This is a genomic window from Polyangium jinanense (genome assembly GCF_028435365.1).
The window spans coordinates 183,809-200,054 of the sequence record NZ_JAGTJJ010000003.1; the positions used below are offsets into that span (position 1 = coordinate 183,809).

Below are 16,246 nucleotides of genomic sequence, written 5' to 3' on the forward strand. Positions count from 1 at the left end.
GGTCGCCATACTTACCGTGACGAACGTGCAGCGTCACGGCGGCGGCGACTTCTCGACGAGGGCGTGTCGAGGACGTGTCAGTCCTGTAGACAAGCGTTGAGCTGTTGCCCGCATTTTTGCTGCACGCAGCCGAAACAGGCCTGACTTGGCTGTCCGCCTTGGCAGGAGCTGGCACACTCGGTCGTGCAGTTCTGCTGGCAGGTGCAGTTGAAGAACTCGCTGAGCAGCACATCCGAGCCTTGGCAAGGCGGATCGTTGCCGCCGCCTTGGAGAATCTCGGAACACGTGCTGCACGCGGAACCGCCGCCGCCCGTGCCGCTCGCGCTGCTGCTCGTGGTCGTGCTCGAGCTCGATGTGCTCGCGCCGTCGCAGTAGCTTCCGCACTGCGCGCTGCACGAGCCGCACGTGCAGTCGTAGACCGGCTGGGCCTGGGGGTACTGCGTCAGGCAATCGTCGACGCAGAGTTTGTCGGTGCAGTTCTGCGCGCAGCTGATGAAGCCCGCACACGTCTGGCCGCAGGCGAAGATCTCCGCCTGGCAAGCGCCGTACGCGCATTGACCGCAGACCTGCGGATCGAAGCCGCCGCCGCCCTGTCCGCCCGTGCCGCTAGCGCTGCTCGAGCTCGGACCCGTGCCCGTCGCGGCGCTGCTCGAGTTCGATGCAGCGCCGCCTTGTCCGCCCGCGCCGCCGAGCCCGCCCTGACCGCCTGCTCCACCGAGCCCGCCTTGTCCGCCCGCGCCTCCGACACCACCGGCGCCGCCGTTTCCGCCCGTCGTGCCGCCGCTCGCGAAGAGCGACTCCACCTCCGCGGCACACGCCGCGACGGAGCCGAGACCGAGCACGATCGCCAAAAGTCCAAGATGAAAAGAAGTACGCATGAAGGCACCTCGCGGGCGCATGGTAGCTCTCCCTGCGTCGTATGTCGTCGCCCACGCTGCCCTATCCCCCCGAACCCATTCCGCGTGCTTCCATCGATGCGCTCACCGCCACGAGCACGCTCTTCGCGCAAATTTGCAGTGCGACGTCATCGCGGCTGGTCTCGTACCTCGAACACGTCGTGCTCCCGCCGCAGTCGGTCGTGATGCACGAGGGCGAGGTCGGGCGGGAGATGTATTTCCTCGTGGCGGGCGAAGCGCATCTGCGCCGCGCGGACGTGGACCTCGGTCGCATCGGGCCGGGCGCGCATTTCGGCGAGTTCGCGCTCATCACGAGGCGCATGCGGACGTCGAGCGTGGTGGCGGCGTCGACGCTCACGCTCGCGCGGCTCTCGCACGAGCAGTACGAGCGGATGTCGAAAGAAGACCCGGAGCTCGCGCTCTGCCTGACGCAGGCGCTCGTGGCGTCGCTCGGACAAGAGCTGACGGAGATGACGGAGAGCGTGGGCGTGCTCTTGCGCGAGCGCTCGCTGCCGCGGCGCGTGTTCGTCGACGTCACGGTGAACCGCGCGTGGACACGGGTGCGGACGGGGACGCGGCTCGGCGCGCTCTTGCCGCGCGAGGTCGACGGCGATCCGGTGGTGGCGGCGCTCGTGAACAACAAGGCCGTCGCGCTCGGGATGCCCATCACCTCGGACGCGCACGTCGAGCCGCTCTGCGCGTCGCACTGGGAAGGCAAGCGCGTGTATCGCGCGAGCCTCGGGCTCTTGCTGCTCGAAGCGGCGCGGCGGGCTTTTCCGGACGTCTTCGTGCGGCTCGGGCCCGGCGCGGGCTTTGGTCAGTCGATCGAGCTCTTGCACCCGGGCACGCTCTCGCTCGCGACGTGGGCCCGGCGCGTGACGGGGATGATGCACGAGCTCATCGCGGCGGACGTGCCGTTCCAGCAGGAGCTCTGGACGGTGGACGAGGCGCGCAGCCACTTCGCCGAGGAAGGCGCGCGGGACTTGCTTGCGCTCCTACGCACGTGGCGAACGGGGCACGTGCAGCTCGTCTGCGCGGGGTCCGAGGCGGTGCTGTCGATGACGCCGCTTTTGCCGAGCGCGGGGCACATCGCGCCGTTCCCGTTCCGCATCGAGGTCGACGGCGAGGCGGTGATGCTCCGCTACGGCGACGAATCACGCGTGAAGCCCGAGGGCGGCGCGGCGCCAGCTTCGACGCGCCTGCCCCAGGACATCCAGCCCGAATCCGCGCGGCACGGGGTACGGCAGGACGAGCCATGGCTGACGACGCTGGGGATCACGAGCGTAGGCGCGTTCAACGACGCGTGCGTGCGTGGCAAGACGCCGGAGATCATCCGGGTGAGCGAGGGCCAGCACGAGAAGCGCATCAGCCGCATCGCGGACGCGATCGCGGAGCGCGGGACGATCCGGGTGATCTGCGTGGCGGGTCCGTCGTCGTCGGGCAAGACGACGTTCCTCTCGCGCCTGACGGTGCAGCTCCTCGTGAACGGGATGCACCCGGTGGGTTTGTCGCTGGACGACTACTACGTCGACCGGGAGAAGACAGCGCGCGATGCGCGGGGCGAGTACGACTACGAGTCGCTCGAAGCGCTCGACGTCGGCACGCTGCGTGATCATCTCGCGCGCATCGTCGCCGGGCAGACGGTGAAGACGTCGCGGTACGACTTCGTGACGGGCAAGAGCCATCCGGACGGGGGGCGCGAGGTGACGCTACGCAGCTCGGACGTGCTCTTGATCGAGGGCATCCACGGGCTGAACCCGAAGCTCGTTGATGGAATCCTCCCGCGGGACAAGGTCTTCCGCATCTTCATCCAGCCGATGACGGCGCTGCCGTTCGACCGGGTGAACCGCATCAACGTGTCCGACGTGCGTCTGCTCCGGCGCATCGTGCGCGACCGTCACGGGCGCGGGACGAACGCGGCGGCGAACATCCAGCGCTGGCCGTCGGTGCGCGCGGGCGAACGCACGAACATCTTCCCGTTCCTCGCGCAGGCCGACGCGATCTTCGACTCGTCGCTCGTCTACGAGCTCGGCGTGATCAAGGTGTTCGCGGATCGCTACTTGCTCGAGGTGTCGCAGGAGCATCCCGCGTTCGTGACGGCGTATCGGCTAAGGCAGCTCATCGACAAGGTGGTGACGATCTACCCGGATCACGTGCCGCCGACGTCGATCCTGCGGGAGTTCATCGGGGGGAGCGGGTTCGAGTACTAGGAGGTCAAACGGAGTCGGGATCGACGCCGAGGGCGCGGAGCACGACGAAGAAGTCGGGGGCACCGAACGTCTCGCCAGCGAGGTGCTTGGCGTTGAACTCGAACGACGATGTCCGCCGTGGCAAGCGGGGGCCCTTAAGGCGTCGTGCTTCCGCTCGCGGCGTCCGCGCCGGCTTCGACCGTGTCCTCGGGCTCGGGCAAGCCGGCCCTGCGTCGCGCCGTGGGCCGGACGCGCTCGGCCAGGGCGGGGCGGCCGGCGAGGAGGAAAAAGGCAGAGGCTGCGTCCGCCACGCCCGAATACGACGTTCCCCAGGCGGCCATGGCCTCGTTCTTGGCGGTCTGCGTGAGCTGCGCCTCGCGCTTTTCGCGATCGACATCGCCGAGCGCCGTCTTCAATGCGGAGGCGCTGGCTTTCAGGTCGTCGGCGGCCGCGATGGGGTCGATCTTCAAGCTCTTGTTCTTCGGCGGCTCGGTGAGCGGGCGATTGCGAAGCTGATTCTCGACATTGTCGGCGAGCACGAGGACGGTATGCGGGTCCTCTGGAATGGGGGCGCCGAGACCATAAGCACCGGCGACGACCTGGCCATAGTTGCGACCGAGGCCGGAGCGAAGCGTGCCGAGGAAGTCCCGCGTCTCGGCGGTGCATTCGTCGCGCTTTGCGCGGTAGCCGTCGTCGTCGGAGAGCTCGACCATATGGGTACGGTCGGCAATGACGAGCTGGTCGGCACGCGCGCGGAGGTGGGCGCCGAATGCGGCGAGGACCTTGGCAATCGTGAGGTCCGGGGGGACGCCGTCAGGGAAGAGAATCTTCTCCAGGGTGGGCGCGATCTCGGGGCCGTGGATGTCGATCGCGGCGACCACGGTGTTGGTGATCGAGACGCGGTCGGAGACCATGCGGGAAGCTTTGGCTTCGCTCATGGGATGTTGGTATCCGAACGGAGCCCCGTTGGGAAGGGGGATTGCGGGAGTGTTCGGGACGGGAGCTTCAACTTGAAGATGGGGCTCCAGGGACGAACGGGGTGCGACGCTCGGGCGCGCGGAGGGGGGCAGGGGCGGCGGGAGGCGAGATCGAGCGGCGTGGTGGGCGGGGAAGGAAGGCGGGGAGGGGGTTTGATCGGTGCGGGTGAGGTAGGAAGAGGCGGGGAGGTGGTTTGGTGGGGGAGGGGCGTGGCGGGCGAGCCGGGAGGGCGGTTCCGAAGGAAACGAGGCGCAGCGGCGCGGGGGAGGTGAAGCGTAGGGATGAAAGGTGCTTCGCCGGGGGGCATGATGCGCGCGGGGGACGTGGTAGGTTGCCTCCCATGTCAGCGGCTTGGCCGAAGATGTATCGCACGATGGTTCCGGAGGATCCGTCAGCGAAGCCTGCGGTTCCGGCGGTGGGGACGGCGGCGAACATGCTCGGCGTGCGCGTGCCGCCGCATCCGACTCCGGATGTTCACCCGGATAGCGCGGGGAACGTGGGGCCTTGCGGGGAGGGGCTCTCGGTGGCCCCAAGCCTCGCCGTCCTCCCACAACGGCTCGTGCCCGCGCGGCTCCGTGACAAGCGACGTGGCGCGCGAGGCCCTGACGATCTCCATGTGTTTCGCCTCGGGGAGGCGAGCTTCCGGCGCGCGCCGGTAGGGGGCTCGCTGGAACTCCAGCCGACCTCCGACACGCATGGCGTGCTTCAGCCCCTCCGGCAAACCTCCGTCGCGCAATACCAGCTCGATTTGGGGGCCACGAAGACATCATGGGTCGACGAGGGGTGACGAAGATGTCCCAATCGAACCGAGCCAAGTACGAAGCCCTGCTCGTCGCCCTTCACCAGGAGATGCGCGCCGGGCGACGCGAGGGTCAGCGGGCGGCAGAAATCGAGGGCGAGATGGATGCGCCCTGGTACGCGCTTTCGGATGACGAGCGTGCTCTCTTCGATGACCTCTCGGAGGACCTGTATATCATCGAAGGGAAACGTCGGATCGAACCGCTTGCGGAGGGGGAAACGCCAGTGTCCGTAATGCAGCAACTCCCCGCTGCATTCAAGGCAAAAGACGACCGCCGGACGCTCCAGCTCCTCCGGAAGCTCCCGACGCTCGAAGCCCCGCACGTGTATGTGATGGGGCGCTGCTGGGACCGGCAGGAGTTTTTCTGGGGCGCTGTCTGTTTCTACGACTTCGCCAAGGAGCTTCAACCCAAGGATGTCTACGAGGTTTCAGCGCTCGAAGCGCTGGTGCGTGCCGGTTCAATCGAGCAAGCCGAGGAGCGTGCTCGCGGAATCGAGACCCGCCCCATTGTGTCGGGCACGCTGCTCCTTCAGGCTGCTTCCATCCTTCATCGTGCCGCCACGCGTCTTGAAGAAACCGAGCGTCGTTCGACCCTGGGGCGCGTGACGAAGTTGGTCGAGTGCGCATGGGATGACGCCACGGCGCTGCCTTCGGTTCGTGCTTCGGGACTTCTCGCTGCAGGTTTTGCGTATGAGCACCTGGGCGACAGGGAAAAGGCATTACGCTCGTTCGAGCGGGCTGTGACGGTACATCGCTCTGAAGCTCCGCTGCTCGCGCGCGGCCTCGCGTTGCTGCACTCCGATCGGCCCCGAGCGATGCGCGACTTCATCGAGGCTGCCAGATCCAAGACGAAACTCGACTGGCCCTACCTCTACGCTACGCATCACGCACTCCAGGCAGGCCGCTATGCCGAAGTCGAGCGGTTCTGTGAAGACGGGCTTGCGGTATCCACCCGTAGTGAGGTGCGTGGGCGCCTCCTGGAGTGGTGGGCCATCGCCGCCGCGATGCTCGGTCATCCTGCACAACTGGTGAATGCTCTCTTTGAGCAGGCGATGACAGAGCTACCGCTGGACCCGCAAATCCGTCGCAACGCCGAGCGGTATCGGGAGGCGCTCTACTTCCAGAAAGCCACGCCTGCGAACGACTGGGAGCTGTCGACGGACATCGACGAAGCACAGGCGTGGGAATCCCTGCGGCAGCTCGCCGCCTGATCCCAACCCGCTCTACTTCGGCTGATCGTCGTCCGTCATGATCCGAAACCCCGGATCCTCCTCCGTCGGCCCCTTCGGCTTCTGGCCCGGCGGGTACCGCGGCGGATCACGATCGTCGCCCTTGCGCTCGTCTTCCGGCTCGGGCTCGCGCTTCTTGTCCTTGTCCTTCGATCCGAACAGGATCTCCGTCCCGAGCCGGCTCACCACGTTGTTCGCCGCCCGGTAGATCTCGCGACCCGCGACCTCGACTTGCTTGCCCACATCCGAGCGGTCGAGCTCCTTCTTGATTCCGCTCGCCGCCATCGTGGCCGCGCGGAACAAGTGGCCGAGCCCTTGCACCAGGTGCGTCCTCGCCCGCTCCGACTGCTCGTTGCGGTCGTCCCGATCGTCGTTCGCGCTCATGCCTAGAGTGTATGGGTCGTGTCAGCGCGCTCGCAAGCGTCAGGCAGCGTGTTGCGCTTTCGAGCCGGCCGCGCGGGTAGGCAAGGCCGCGTGGGCGGTCACGCGGTTTCTGCCCCCGCGCTTCGAGGCGTAGAGGGCCTCGTCCGCGGCCTTGAACAGGTCGTCCCAGGTCTCGCCGGCCTCGGGGAAGCTCGCCACGCCGATCGAGCAGGTCACGCGGATCGTCACGGGCTGACCGTCCGGGCCGGGCTTCGGCGCGTGGAAGATCGTCTTGCCGAGCTCCTCGCGCACCCGCTCGGCCAGGAGCATCGCGCCGCGCGCATCCGTCTCCTCGCAGATCACCACGAACTCTTCGCCGCCGAACCGCGCGATGGCGTCGGTCGCGCGCCGCTCGCGACGGAGCACCTCGCCGAGGCCCTTGATGATCACGTCGCCCGCGTCGTGCCCGTAGGTGTCGTTGACCTTCTTGAAGTGGTCGATGTCCGTCACGAGCACGCTGAGCTTGCGGCCGAAGCGCTTGGCCGCCTTGATCTTCTGGTCGGCGATCTCCAGCATCGCGCGCTTGTTGTAGAGGCCCGTCATGCCGTCGAGCGTGGCCATCTCCTCGAGCCTGCGCATCATGCGGGCGTTCGCGAGCGAGACGGCGACGTGGCTCGTGAGCACTTCGAGCGTGCTGCGCGCGGCGTCGCCGAACGCGGCCCGGCGGCGCGAGCCGAGCACGAGCGTGCCGAGGGGTTTGTCGTGCACGAGCATCGGCAGAACGATCATCGAGGGCATGCTCGGCGGCGCGAGCTTCTTCGTGAAGACGATCTGCCGCTTCTCGTCGTACTCGCCGCGGTAGGGCAGCGGGTGCTTGTTTTCGAGCGCCATCGAGACGAGGCCGGCGTTCTTCTTGTACTGCTGGCCGACGAGGTTCGCCTCGTCGCCGCCGCTGACGGCGCGGATCTCGTGCGCCTTCTGCGACTCGTCGTAGAGCGTGACCGCGGCGAAGTCGACGCTCGTGATCTCGCGCGCCGTGCGCAGGCCCGCCTCCACGACCTCGGCCTCGGTCGTCGCGGCGTTGAGGCTCTCGACCGCGCGGTAGAGCCGGCCCTGCTCCACCTTCGCGCGCTCGAGCTGCACGAACACGCGCTCGTTCTGGATGGCCCGCACCGCGTAGCGGCAGGCTTCCATGGCGAGCTCTTGTTCTTTGAGGCCAAAGGGTTCGTCGGCGATGCGGTCGAGGACGAGCACGCCGCGGATGGCGCCGTGCTCGAAGACCGGCAGCGCGAGCGCGGCGCGCACGGGGCAGGGGCCCGTGTAGTAGGGGAGCTTGTGGCGCGGTTCGAGGCCGCGGAGCGCGACGGCCTCGCGCTGCGTGATCGCCGCGCCGAAGATGCCGTCGCCCGCGAGGAAAGGGCCCTCGGCGACGTTCGGATCGTCCGTCGAGAGCTCGCTGATGCGCAGGTGCGTCCCGGCGTCGTTTTGCCAGAGCAGGACGGCCGTGTGCAGGTTCATCGCCTGCCGCAGGAGCCGCAGCGCGAAGAGCACGGACTGGTGGATCTCCTCCACGCCCGAGCGCACGAGCCGCTCCTCGTCGTTCGCCCGCGACGCGTTGCGACCGCCGGCCGGCGCGCCGAGCAGTCGGTAGCTCCGCGCGTCGTCACGAAGTTTTTCCACCTCGGCCTGGATGCGCTCCTTCAGCGCGCTGCGGGCCCGCGCGATCTCGGCGCGAAGGAGCAGCGCGTTGAACGAGGCGAACACGACCATGAACGCGCCCGAGTAAGCGAGCCGCTCGAAGCTCGACGCGACCATGGCCCAGTGCCGCACGGACGCGTCGAGGCCGAGCGCGAAGGCGAGGAGGAGCACGGTGGCGATCGGTCGCGCGAACGCGCTCACGAGGCCCACGCACACGTAGACGAGCGGGTAGAGGCGCCCGTCGAGCGCGCCGTCGCTGCGCGTCACGATCGCGTAGACGAGCACGGTGAAGAGCGCGCCGACCTCGAGGTCGAGGCGGAGCGTGCCCTCGATCGCCCGGGAGCGTCGCGACGCACGCGCCGCGAGCAGGCCGAGCAGGAGCGCCGAGGCAGGCGCTTCGATCCAGAGCGAGAGCGGGCTCGCCGTGGACGCGACCACGACCGCGCCGAGGGCGATCGCAGCGGTGAGCGGCAAGGCCGCGCGGCCAAGGCGCCGAAGCTTGAGCACGAGGACCACGAGCGGAGCCATGCGGGTGCGGGGGTTCGGGGGCGCAGCTCGGCTCGTCCGAGCGAAGCCCCCGAGCGTCGACAACGCCCCGTATCAGAGCTGATCGGACCGGGCCTAGTTTTGGGAGAAGACGGCTACCCTAACGCCTGTGCGCCCCGGCATACGGCTTCAGCTCCTCGTCGCGCTCGGCACGCTCCTCGTCCTCGCTTTCCTGCCTTTGTTCTTCGCCGTCGTCAGCTTGCACCGGGCCAGCATGGCGGGGGTCATTCCCACGGCGCCGCTCATCCGGCTCCTCGCCCTCTACATGGGCATCTTCGCCCTCGCGCTGCTCATCTTCATGTACCTCGCGATGACGCGGCTCGTGGTCGATCCGATCGAGCGCCTCTCGCGCGCCGCGGGCCGTGTGGCAGAGGGCGCGCGGCGACTCGAGTTACCACGCACGGGCGCGCGTGAGCTCGCCGAGCTTGCCGAGAGCGTGTCGCGCATGACCGAGCGCCTGCGCGCCGACGAAGAGAGCCTGCGCGTGAAGATCGAAGAGGCCACGCGGTACGCGAAGGAGCTCGAGCGCGCGCAGGAGCGACTCGTGCGTTCGGAGCGGCTCGCCTCCGTGGGACGTCTCGCGGCCGGGCTCGCGCACGAGATCGGAAACCCCATCGCGGCGCTGCTCGGCTTCGAAGAGCTTCTCCTCGCCGGCGGCCTCGACGAGACCGATGAGCGCGACTTCCTGCAACGCATGAAGCGCGAGACCGAGCGCATCCACCGCATCCTGCGCGACTTGCTCGACTTCGCGCGCCCCGCCACGAGCGTGCGTGACGGACGACCCCCCGAGGCCTTTGGCTCCTTCACGCAAGCGCTCGACGCCGCGCTCGCCCTCGTCAAACCGCAGAAGGCCCTGCGCGACGTGGACATCACGATCGACGTCGAGAAAGACCTGCCGCTCGTCGCGCTCTCCGAACCGCGCCTCGTGCAGGTCCTTCTGAACCTGCTCTTCAACGCGGCCGACGCCGTCCCCAAGCCCGGAGGCCGCATCGAGCTCCTCGCGCGCCGCGCGCCCGAGGGCTTGCGTGTCGAGGTCCGCGACAACGGCCCCGGCGTCGCGCCTGCGATCCGCGATCACCTCTTCGAACCCTTCACCACGACGAAGGACGTCGGCAAAGGCACGGGCCTCGGGCTCGCGGTCTGTCGCGGCCTGCTCGAATCCGTGGGCGGATCGATCGGCGTCGAGCACGGCGAGGAGGGCGCGGGCGCGCGCTTCTCCTTCACGGTCCCGCTCGCGGCGAAGGACCTCAGTTGAACGAGCGGTGCGCGCTTGGCCGGGCGAGGATCGCGCGGCTGCCGCCGAGACGCTCGAGCTCGCGGGTGAGCTCCGGCGACGGCGCGATCGCCACGAGATGCTCGAGCACGTTGCGCAGCCGCTCGTCGTCCCCCCGCGACGCGTGGATGCTGCGGAGGTTCGAGAGCATGCGGGCCAGGATCTGACGCTTGCTACACGGTTCGAGCAGGCGCGGATCGACCCGCGGGCCCGCGCCCGTCACGCGCGCGTGCAGCGCTTCGAGCTCCGTGTTGCCGAGGATCCGACCGTGGAACGGATCGATCACCAGGTTGACGTTCGGGGCTCCGAGCCGCCTGACGGCGCGGTTCTCCAACGCCAATCGCGACGCTTCCTTCTCCCGCTCCCCCGCGCCGACCAGGAAATGCCCCGGGAACGAGATCCCTTTCGCGTCGATCCCCGCGCGTGTCGCCACGTCGAGGAGGATCACCGCCAGCGTGATCGGGATGCCCTTCTTCCGATCGAGCACCTCGTTCAGGTAGCTGTTGCGCGGGTCGTAATACTCCTCGGCGTTCCCACGGAAGCCTTGCGAGCCGTAGAGCCATTCGAGCACCACGCGCACTCGCTCCTCCGTCGTCCCGTGCGGCGCGGCTTGCGCGATGCGACGGGCGGCGGCGCGGCCGAGCCCTTCGAGCGTCGCCACGTACCGCGCGACGTCGAGCGACGGGTACTCGCTTTCGGCGAAGACGAGCGCGGCTTGGACGAGGTCGATCTCCGACTCGGGACGCGAGACGAGGTGGGCGAAGAGGGTCAGGCTCGGACGAGAAGGCACCATGACGATCCGTCTTCGTTCGTAGCGCTCTTCGGGGCCCTAGGCCGCACCTTCCTCGCGGCTTCCTTCCACGAAATCCGTGACCGCCACGCCGACGAGGTTCCTCGCCCGCATGCCTTCGAGGATCGCGGGCAGCGCGCCGAGGCTCGCCGGCACGTGATCGTCACGCTCGGCCGCGTCGTGCAGAAGCACGATCGCCCCGTCTTCCAGGCCTCGCACGACGCGCGCCGCCACCTTCGTCGCGTCCGCCGAGGCGAGCCCGTCGATCGCACGAACCGACCAGCCGACCACCGTCAGGCCAAGCTCGGTAACGACCTTCGCGATGCGCGGGTTCGTGTGCCCGATCGGCGGCCGGAACAGGGTCGGCTTGCTCCCCGTGATCTTTTCCAGCACCACGAGCGAGCGCTCGATGTCCGCGCGCACGGCGGCCGTGGACAGCATGGCGAACGTTCGCGGATGCGCGTAGCCGTGCGAGCCGAGCGTGTGACCTCGCGCCACGATGTCGCGCACGAGCTCCGGATGCGCCTCGGCCTTCTTGCCGATCACGAAGAACGTCGCCTTGATCTTCGCCCGATCGAGCGCGTCGAGCACCTTCGGCGTGTGCGTGCGATTCGGCCCGTCGTCGAAGGTCAGGGCCACGCCGCGCGCGTCGTCGGGCCCGCGGCAGACCGCGTCGACGAACATGCGGAGGCGCAAGAAGAGCACGCCGGAGAAGACGATCGCCGTGTACGCGGCGAGCGCGGTGAGCGTGATCCACGTAGGCACGGGCCCGATGAGGAGCGAACGCGCGACGAGCGCGAGGGCTCCGAACGTCGCCATGTAGAACAGGATCCGCGCGGGCGGCACTGCTCTACTTCTTCGCCTTTTTCTCGTCCGCCGACGTGTCGAAATCCTCGTCGAGCTCGTCCTCGGCCGGCTGCGCGATGCGCTTTTGCGGCCCAGCCTTCGCCGGCGGAGCTTTTGTCTCTTCTTTTGCTTCTGCTTCGCCCTCGGGCCCGGGCGTGTTGTCGGCGTCGTAGAAGCCGCCGAGCACCGCGGCGATGGTCGCGAGCGAGGTGATGGGGAAGTAGCCGAACCGGATCGCCTCGCTCTTCGTCATCACGCCGATCTGGCTCAGCGGCTCGGTCGGGAGGTACATCGTCAGCCACTTGCGCGCGGCGAACATGAGCCCGGCTCCGAGCAGCGCGCCGACGACGGCCTTCATCCCGGCCTCGATCTTCGCGTCCTTCGCCCAGATGGGTTTGCCCGCGATGAGGCCGATCACGACGCCGGTGATCGCGGCGGCGATGTACGCCAGCCAGGCAGGTAGTAGGGCAAATCCGAGCTTCACGAGCCCGAACCCGATGAGCCCGCCCACGATGAGGCCTTTGAGGATCCCTACGATCAGGCGCCCGAGCATCACCGTAATCCTTGGCACGGCAGCCCGCGCCGTTCAACATGCGGCCCGCTCGTGAACTTCATCAGCATCGAGTACGCGGTTTTCTTCGCCGTTGCGTTCGTCGGTTGGTGGGGCCTTTCGACCCTCAAACCGTCGTTCGCCACGTCCGGCGGGCGCCTCCTCGCCTCATGGCCGCGCATCGTCTTCCTCCTTGCGATGAGTTACGGCTTCTACGCCGCCTGGGACTGGCGGTATCTGCCGCTCATCTTCGGCTCGTCGACGGTCGATTTTTTCCTCGCCCGCATCATCGCGAACGAGACGAGCCCCTCGCGCCGCAAGGCGCTCCTGACGATCACCGTCGTCCTGAACCTCGGCTTCCTGGGCTTCTTCAAGTACTGGAACTTCGGCGTCGAGAACGTCGAGCTCCTCCGCGCGTGGCTCACGGGCACCACGCCGAAGACGAGCGACGCGATGCGGGTCCTGCTCCCGCCCGTCGGCATCTCGTTCTTCACGTTCGAGTCGATGAGCTACGTCATCGACGTCTACCGCGGCGATCTCCCGGCCCACCGGAGCTACCTCCGCTACCTGCTCTTCGTCTCGTTTTTCCCGCACCTCGTTGCGGGCCCGATCGTTCGCCCGCGTGACCTTCTGCCGCAGCTCGAAGCCGTCCCTTCGCTGCCGAGCCGCGTGGGCGCCGAGGCCATGTTCCTCATCGCGACAGGCCTCCTGAAGAAGGTCGTCTTCGCCGATCAGCTCGCGATCCACCTCGTCGATCGGGTCTTCGAGCGACCGGAGAACTACTCCGCGGTCGAGGTGCTCGCGGGCGTCTACGGCTACGCCGTCCAGATCTACTGCGACTTCTCGGGCTACAGCGACATCGCGATCGGCTCGGCGCTCCTGCTCGGCGTGCGCTTCCCGCCGAACTTCGACGCGCCCTACACCTCGTCGAACCTCGCCGAGTTCTGGCGCCGCTGGCACATCTCGCTGTCGAGCTGGCTGCGCGACTACCTGTACATCCCGCTCGGCGGAAACCGAGGTTCGAACCTCGCGACGTACCGCAACCTCATGCTCACGATGCTCCTCGGCGGCCTCTGGCACGGCGCGTCGTGGACGTTCGTCTTCTGGGGCTTCCTCCACGGGCTCGGCCTCGCCGTCACACGCGCCTTCGAGCGCGCCGGGGGCAAGAGCGCGGGCAAGTCGAAGCGCTTCCTCCCGAAGCCGATCGGCGTGATCCTCACGTTCCACTACGTCTGCCTCGCGTGGATCTTCTTCCGCGCCCCGACCTTCGACATCGGCACGCGTGTCCTCAAGCAGATCTCGACCGGGACGACCTTCCACCCGAACTTGCCGCCGATCGTCGCCGCTTTGCTCGCCCTCGGGATCGCCGTGCACCACACGCCGCGTGTGATCTACGATCAGCTGCGCGCCGCGTTCACGGCCCTGCCGGCCCCCGCGCAAGGCGCCATGCTCTTCCTCGTCGCCGTCGTGCTGCACGAGGCGGCGAGCGTGAAGGCCGTGCCGTTCGTGTACTTCCAGTTCTAGCCATGCGCCCTTTCGCCCGGATACTTCCCTTCCTCGTCCTCGTCGGCTGCCTCGACAACGTCAACGGGCGTGGCGCGGCCAGGCCGGTCGTGCTGATGCACGCGGAGAAGGACCTCGACTGCCCCAGCGAGGACATCCGCGTGAGCGAGGAGTTCGGCGGGGTCTACAAGGCCGTCGGCTGCGGCCGGAAGGCGTACTATCAGACGCTCTGCGAGCACCTCTCCTGCGAGGTGAAAGGCGAGGGCGACGGGCCCGTCGGCTGGAAGGATCGGCCCGATCAGAACACGCCCGTCCTTCCGAGGTAGACATCGAACCTTCGCATTGCGACAGGACCGAACGATGAGCGAGACGAACGAGGGCGCGGATCCGCAGGGCGAGGCCGAAGAGCCGAGCGAGGCCGCGCGCCCCAAGAAGAAGCGCAAGAAGAAGGCGAAGGCGCCGCGCGAAGGCGTGCCCTCGTTCGCGCAGCGGTTCCCGCGCGACGAGAGCCTCGACGCGTTGCTCGCCGCCTTCGACCGCGGCGACTACGCCCGCGTCCGCGAGGACGGCGCGCGCCTCGTGAAGAGCACGGACGACCCGGCCGTGCGCCGCGCCGCCGAGGAGCTCCTGCGTCGCATCGAGCCCGATCCGCTCGCGAAGTACATGCTCTTGGCCGCGTGCTTGCTCCTCGTCTTTTTCACGGTCTGGTACTTCTCTCACCGGCTCTCGCCCACCCCATGACGTCGAGGCCGAGCGCCCTCGCCCTCGTCCTTTCGGGCCTCGCGCTCGCCGCGTGCGGGTCTTCTGCGCCCGAGCCGCGGCCTTCGTTCACCACGCCCGGCGAGGGCATGGTCGACGCGTCGTCCGGCATGCCGATCGAGCGGTATTTTCCGCTCGTGCACGGAAACCTCTGGCACTACGAGACGACGAGCGACGATGGCGAGCGAGGCCTCTTGCTCGTCCGCGCCCGCCGCACGAGTGCGATCGAGGGCGAGCTCGTCACGCCCACGGGCGCGCGCCGCGTCGCGTTCACGAGCGAGGGCGTCGCGCTGCTCGGCCGTTCGGTCTACGTGCTGCGCGCGCCGATCGCCGTCGGCATGAGCTGGACCGGCGAGCATGGCGGCTGGACGCGGATCGAAGCGGTCGGACAGAGCGTGACCGTGCCGGCGGGGCGCTTCGACGGATGTGTCGTCACGGTCGAAGAGCGCGGCGGCGATGTACCCATCCGGTACACGACCACGTTTTGTCCCGATGTCGGCATCACCGTTCTCGACGTCGAGGCGCGTATGGGCCACGAGCGCGCTGAACTCCGGAGTTACGGGCCACCCGTGAACATCGGACCCGAGGGCACGAGCTTCACCACGACGCCCTGATCCCGAGGCCGACGTTACGTTAGCGGCGGCCGTGGGCGCTCTTCGAGCGCGCGCCTCGTGACTTCCGTTTTCGCGCGTGGGCAGTAGACTCGCCTCGCGTCAAGGAGCCGAGGCATGCGCAACTACTGGGACTACATCAAGGTCGAAGAGCTCCTTTCGCTGCAGGGCGGCTTCGACAACGACGAGAGCAAGCTTTCGAACGACGAGGTCGTCTTCATCGTCGTCCACCAGGTCTACGAGCTCTGGTTCAAGCTCATCCTGCGCGAGCTCGAGACGGCGCGCGATCTCTTCCGGCAGAACCCCGTGCCCGACATGAAGCTCGCGAACGCGGCGACCTCGCTCCGCCGCGTCGTGGCGCTCTTCGAGCAGGCCGTGCCGCATTTCCGCGTGATGGAGACGCTCACCACGCGCGACTACCTCGACTTCCGCGACCGGTTGATCCCGGCGAGCGGCTTCCAGTCGGCGCAGATGCGCGAGATCGAGATCCTGCTCGGGCTCGACGACACCCTGCGCATCCCGCTCGGTCGCGAGGGCAGCTACATGGCGGCGCTCCGCTCCTCGGACGGTTCTCCTTCGGCGGCGCTCGCCCGCGTCGAGCAACGCAGGCAGAGCGGGCCGAGCTTGAAGAGCGTGCTCTACGAGTGGCTCGCGCGCACGCCGATCGACGGCCCTGCGACGCAGGAGTCGGCCGATCGGTTCGCGAAGGCGTTCATCGCGGGGCACGAGAAGGAGATCGAGAACCGCGTTCGCCTCGCCAAGCAGAACGCGCTCACGGCGGACGACATCACGCGGCTCGAGGAGCGTTACCGCGCCGAGATCCGGTTCGCCGAGCGGTTCCTCCGGGCCGAGGACGAAGAGGGGCTCGACGACGAGGCGCGCGCCTTCCGCCGGCGCGTGCGGGCGGCGATCGTGTTCCTGGAGAGCTACCGCGAGCTGCCGCGGCTCGCGTGGCCGCGCGAGGTCATCGACCTCGTGATCGCGGTCGAGCAGCAGATGATCATCTGGCGCCAGCGCCACGCGCGCATGGTCGAGCGTGTGATCGGGCGGCGTACGGGAACGGGGGGGTCTGCGGGCGTCGATTATCTCGATCAGACGGCGCTTCGGTATCGCATTTTCAACGACCTCTGGGCCGTGCGGACGATCTTGCTCCGCAAGCCGAGCGTCCCGTTGCTCTCGCACGAGGACGAGTACCGATTCCGTGTCGAGGATTGAC

At 68.2% G+C, this 16,246-nt stretch carries 16 protein-coding genes; 9 read left to right on the forward strand and 7 right to left on the reverse strand.

Annotated elements, in window-relative coordinates; all coding sequences use genetic code 11:
* Nucleotides 1–77: 77 nt before the first annotated feature.
* On the reverse strand, nucleotides 78–878 hold the full coding sequence (locus tag KEG57_RS09985; RefSeq protein WP_272419438.1) for a hypothetical protein: 801 nt from the start codon (nucleotides 876–878) through the stop codon (nucleotides 78–80).
* 41 nt (nucleotides 879–919) lie between these two features.
* Between KEG57_RS09985 and KEG57_RS09990 the strand changes: the two genes are divergently transcribed.
* The gene (locus KEG57_RS09990; protein ID WP_272419440.1) at nucleotides 920–3,106 is read left to right on the forward strand and encodes a cyclic nucleotide-binding domain-containing protein; all 2,187 of its coding nucleotides are present in this window, start codon (nucleotides 920–922) and stop codon (nucleotides 3,104–3,106) included.
* Between the two features lie 134 nt (nucleotides 3,107–3,240).
* Here KEG57_RS09990 and KEG57_RS09995 read toward each other — a convergent pair whose 3' ends face one another.
* Nucleotides 3,241–4,023, reverse strand: coding sequence for a hypothetical protein (locus KEG57_RS09995; protein ID WP_272419442.1), 783 nt, complete (start codon nucleotides 4,021–4,023; stop codon nucleotides 3,241–3,243).
* Nucleotides 4,024–4,403: 380 nt separating this feature from the next.
* Between KEG57_RS09995 and KEG57_RS10000 the strand changes: the two genes are divergently transcribed.
* On the forward strand, nucleotides 4,404–4,850 hold the full coding sequence (locus KEG57_RS10000) for a hypothetical protein (RefSeq protein ID WP_272419443.1): 447 nt from the start codon (nucleotides 4,404–4,406) through the stop codon (nucleotides 4,848–4,850).
* Between the two features lie 5 nt (nucleotides 4,851–4,855).
* The gene (locus KEG57_RS10005) at nucleotides 4,856–6,073 is read left to right on the forward strand and encodes a hypothetical protein (RefSeq protein ID WP_272419444.1); all 1,218 of its coding nucleotides are present in this window, start codon (nucleotides 4,856–4,858) and stop codon (nucleotides 6,071–6,073) included.
* A 12-nt stretch (nucleotides 6,074–6,085) separates the two neighbouring features.
* Here the strand turns inward: KEG57_RS10005 and KEG57_RS10010 are convergent, their stop codons facing one another.
* Together KEG57_RS10010 and KEG57_RS10015 are read right to left on the reverse strand one after the other, a co-directional pair.
* A complete protein-coding gene (locus tag KEG57_RS10010) occupies nucleotides 6,086–6,475 on the reverse strand; it encodes a hypothetical protein (RefSeq protein ID WP_272419445.1) in 390 nt (129 codons plus the stop codon).
* A gap of 39 nt (nucleotides 6,476–6,514) precedes the next feature.
* The gene (locus KEG57_RS10015; RefSeq protein WP_272419446.1) at nucleotides 6,515–8,680 is read right to left on the reverse strand and encodes a sensor domain-containing diguanylate cyclase; all 2,166 of its coding nucleotides are present in this window, start codon (nucleotides 8,678–8,680) and stop codon (nucleotides 6,515–6,517) included.
* A 127-nt stretch (nucleotides 8,681–8,807) separates the two neighbouring features.
* Between KEG57_RS10015 and KEG57_RS10020 the strand changes: the two genes are divergently transcribed.
* The gene (locus tag KEG57_RS10020) at nucleotides 8,808–9,953 is read left to right on the forward strand and encodes a sensor histidine kinase (protein ID WP_272419447.1); all 1,146 of its coding nucleotides are present in this window, start codon (nucleotides 8,808–8,810) and stop codon (nucleotides 9,951–9,953) included.
* On the opposite strand, the gene KEG57_RS10025 is transcribed toward KEG57_RS10020, so the two are convergent.
* From KEG57_RS10025 to KEG57_RS10035, 3 genes are read right to left on the reverse strand one after another with little or no spacing between them, the layout of a single operon-like run.
* Nucleotides 9,946–10,764: a SirB1 family protein gene (locus tag KEG57_RS10025; RefSeq protein ID WP_272419449.1), complete on the reverse strand. Its 819-nt coding sequence runs from the start codon at nucleotides 10,762–10,764 to the stop codon at nucleotides 9,946–9,948. The two genes, KEG57_RS10020 and KEG57_RS10025, sit on opposite strands and share 8 nt — an antisense overlap.
* A gap of 36 nt (nucleotides 10,765–10,800) precedes the next feature.
* A complete protein-coding gene (locus KEG57_RS10030; RefSeq protein WP_272419450.1) occupies nucleotides 10,801–11,607 on the reverse strand; it encodes a polysaccharide deacetylase family protein in 807 nt (268 codons plus the stop codon).
* Between the two features lie 4 nt (nucleotides 11,608–11,611).
* Nucleotides 11,612–12,160 carry a hypothetical protein gene (locus tag KEG57_RS10035; RefSeq protein ID WP_272419451.1) on the reverse strand — a complete coding sequence of 183 codons (549 nt, stop codon included), beginning with the start codon at nucleotides 12,158–12,160 and terminating at the stop codon, nucleotides 11,612–11,614.
* A 51-nt stretch (nucleotides 12,161–12,211) separates the two neighbouring features.
* On the opposite strand from KEG57_RS10035, the gene KEG57_RS10040 reads away from it, so the two are divergent.
* The 5 genes from KEG57_RS10040 to KEG57_RS10060 all read left to right on the forward strand — a co-directional run bounded on the left by KEG57_RS10040 (nucleotide 12,212) and on the right by KEG57_RS10060 (nucleotide 16,245).
* Nucleotides 12,212–13,681 carry an MBOAT family O-acyltransferase gene (locus KEG57_RS10040; protein ID WP_272419452.1) on the forward strand — a complete coding sequence of 490 codons (1,470 nt, stop codon included), beginning with the start codon at nucleotides 12,212–12,214 and terminating at the stop codon, nucleotides 13,679–13,681.
* A gap of 2 nt (nucleotides 13,682–13,683) precedes the next feature.
* Nucleotides 13,684–13,986 carry a hypothetical protein gene (locus KEG57_RS10045; protein ID WP_272419453.1) on the forward strand — a complete coding sequence of 101 codons (303 nt, stop codon included), beginning with the start codon at nucleotides 13,684–13,686 and terminating at the stop codon, nucleotides 13,984–13,986.
* 34 nt (nucleotides 13,987–14,020) lie between these two features.
* Nucleotides 14,021–14,401 (forward strand): hypothetical protein, encoded by a 381-nt coding sequence (locus KEG57_RS10050; protein ID WP_272419454.1) that lies wholly within the window; start codon nucleotides 14,021–14,023, stop codon nucleotides 14,399–14,401.
* The gene (locus KEG57_RS10055) at nucleotides 14,398–15,033 is read left to right on the forward strand and encodes a hypothetical protein (protein WP_272419455.1); all 636 of its coding nucleotides are present in this window, start codon (nucleotides 14,398–14,400) and stop codon (nucleotides 15,031–15,033) included. The genes KEG57_RS10050 and KEG57_RS10055 overlap by 4 nt, the downstream gene beginning before the upstream one ends.
* Before the next feature lie 114 nt (nucleotides 15,034–15,147).
* Nucleotides 15,148–16,245, forward strand: coding sequence for a tryptophan 2,3-dioxygenase family protein (locus KEG57_RS10060; protein WP_272419456.1), 1,098 nt, complete (start codon nucleotides 15,148–15,150; stop codon nucleotides 16,243–16,245).
* Nucleotide 16,246: the final 1 nt, after the last annotated feature.

Coding starts and splice junctions, on each gene's coding strand:
- KEG57_RS09985 (WP_272419438.1), bottom strand. CDS start 878: ATGCGTACTTCTTTTCATCTTGGACTTTTGGCGATCGTGCTCGGTCTC.
- KEG57_RS09990 (WP_272419440.1), top strand. CDS start 920: ATGTCGTCGCCCACGCTGCCCTATCCCCCCGAACCCATTCCGCGTGCT.
- KEG57_RS09995 (WP_272419442.1), bottom strand. CDS start 4,023: ATGAGCGAAGCCAAAGCTTCCCGCATGGTCTCCGACCGCGTCTCGATC.
- KEG57_RS10000 (WP_272419443.1), top strand. CDS start 4,404: ATGTCAGCGGCTTGGCCGAAGATGTATCGCACGATGGTTCCGGAGGAT.
- KEG57_RS10005 (WP_272419444.1), top strand. CDS start 4,856: ATGTCCCAATCGAACCGAGCCAAGTACGAAGCCCTGCTCGTCGCCCTT.
- KEG57_RS10010 (WP_272419445.1), bottom strand. CDS start 6,475: ATGAGCGCGAACGACGATCGGGACGACCGCAACGAGCAGTCGGAGCGG.
- KEG57_RS10015 (WP_272419446.1), bottom strand. CDS start 8,680: ATGGCTCCGCTCGTGGTCCTCGTGCTCAAGCTTCGGCGCCTTGGCCGC.
- KEG57_RS10025 (WP_272419449.1), bottom strand. CDS start 10,764: ATGGTGCCTTCTCGTCCGAGCCTGACCCTCTTCGCCCACCTCGTCTCG.
- KEG57_RS10035 (WP_272419451.1), bottom strand. CDS start 12,160: ATGCTCGGGCGCCTGATCGTAGGGATCCTCAAAGGCCTCATCGTGGGC.
- KEG57_RS10045 (WP_272419453.1), top strand. CDS start 13,684: ATGCGCCCTTTCGCCCGGATACTTCCCTTCCTCGTCCTCGTCGGCTGC.
- KEG57_RS10050 (WP_272419454.1), top strand. CDS start 14,021: ATGAGCGAGACGAACGAGGGCGCGGATCCGCAGGGCGAGGCCGAAGAG.
- KEG57_RS10055 (WP_272419455.1), top strand. CDS start 14,398: ATGACGTCGAGGCCGAGCGCCCTCGCCCTCGTCCTTTCGGGCCTCGCG.
- KEG57_RS10060 (WP_272419456.1), top strand. CDS start 15,148: ATGCGCAACTACTGGGACTACATCAAGGTCGAAGAGCTCCTTTCGCTG.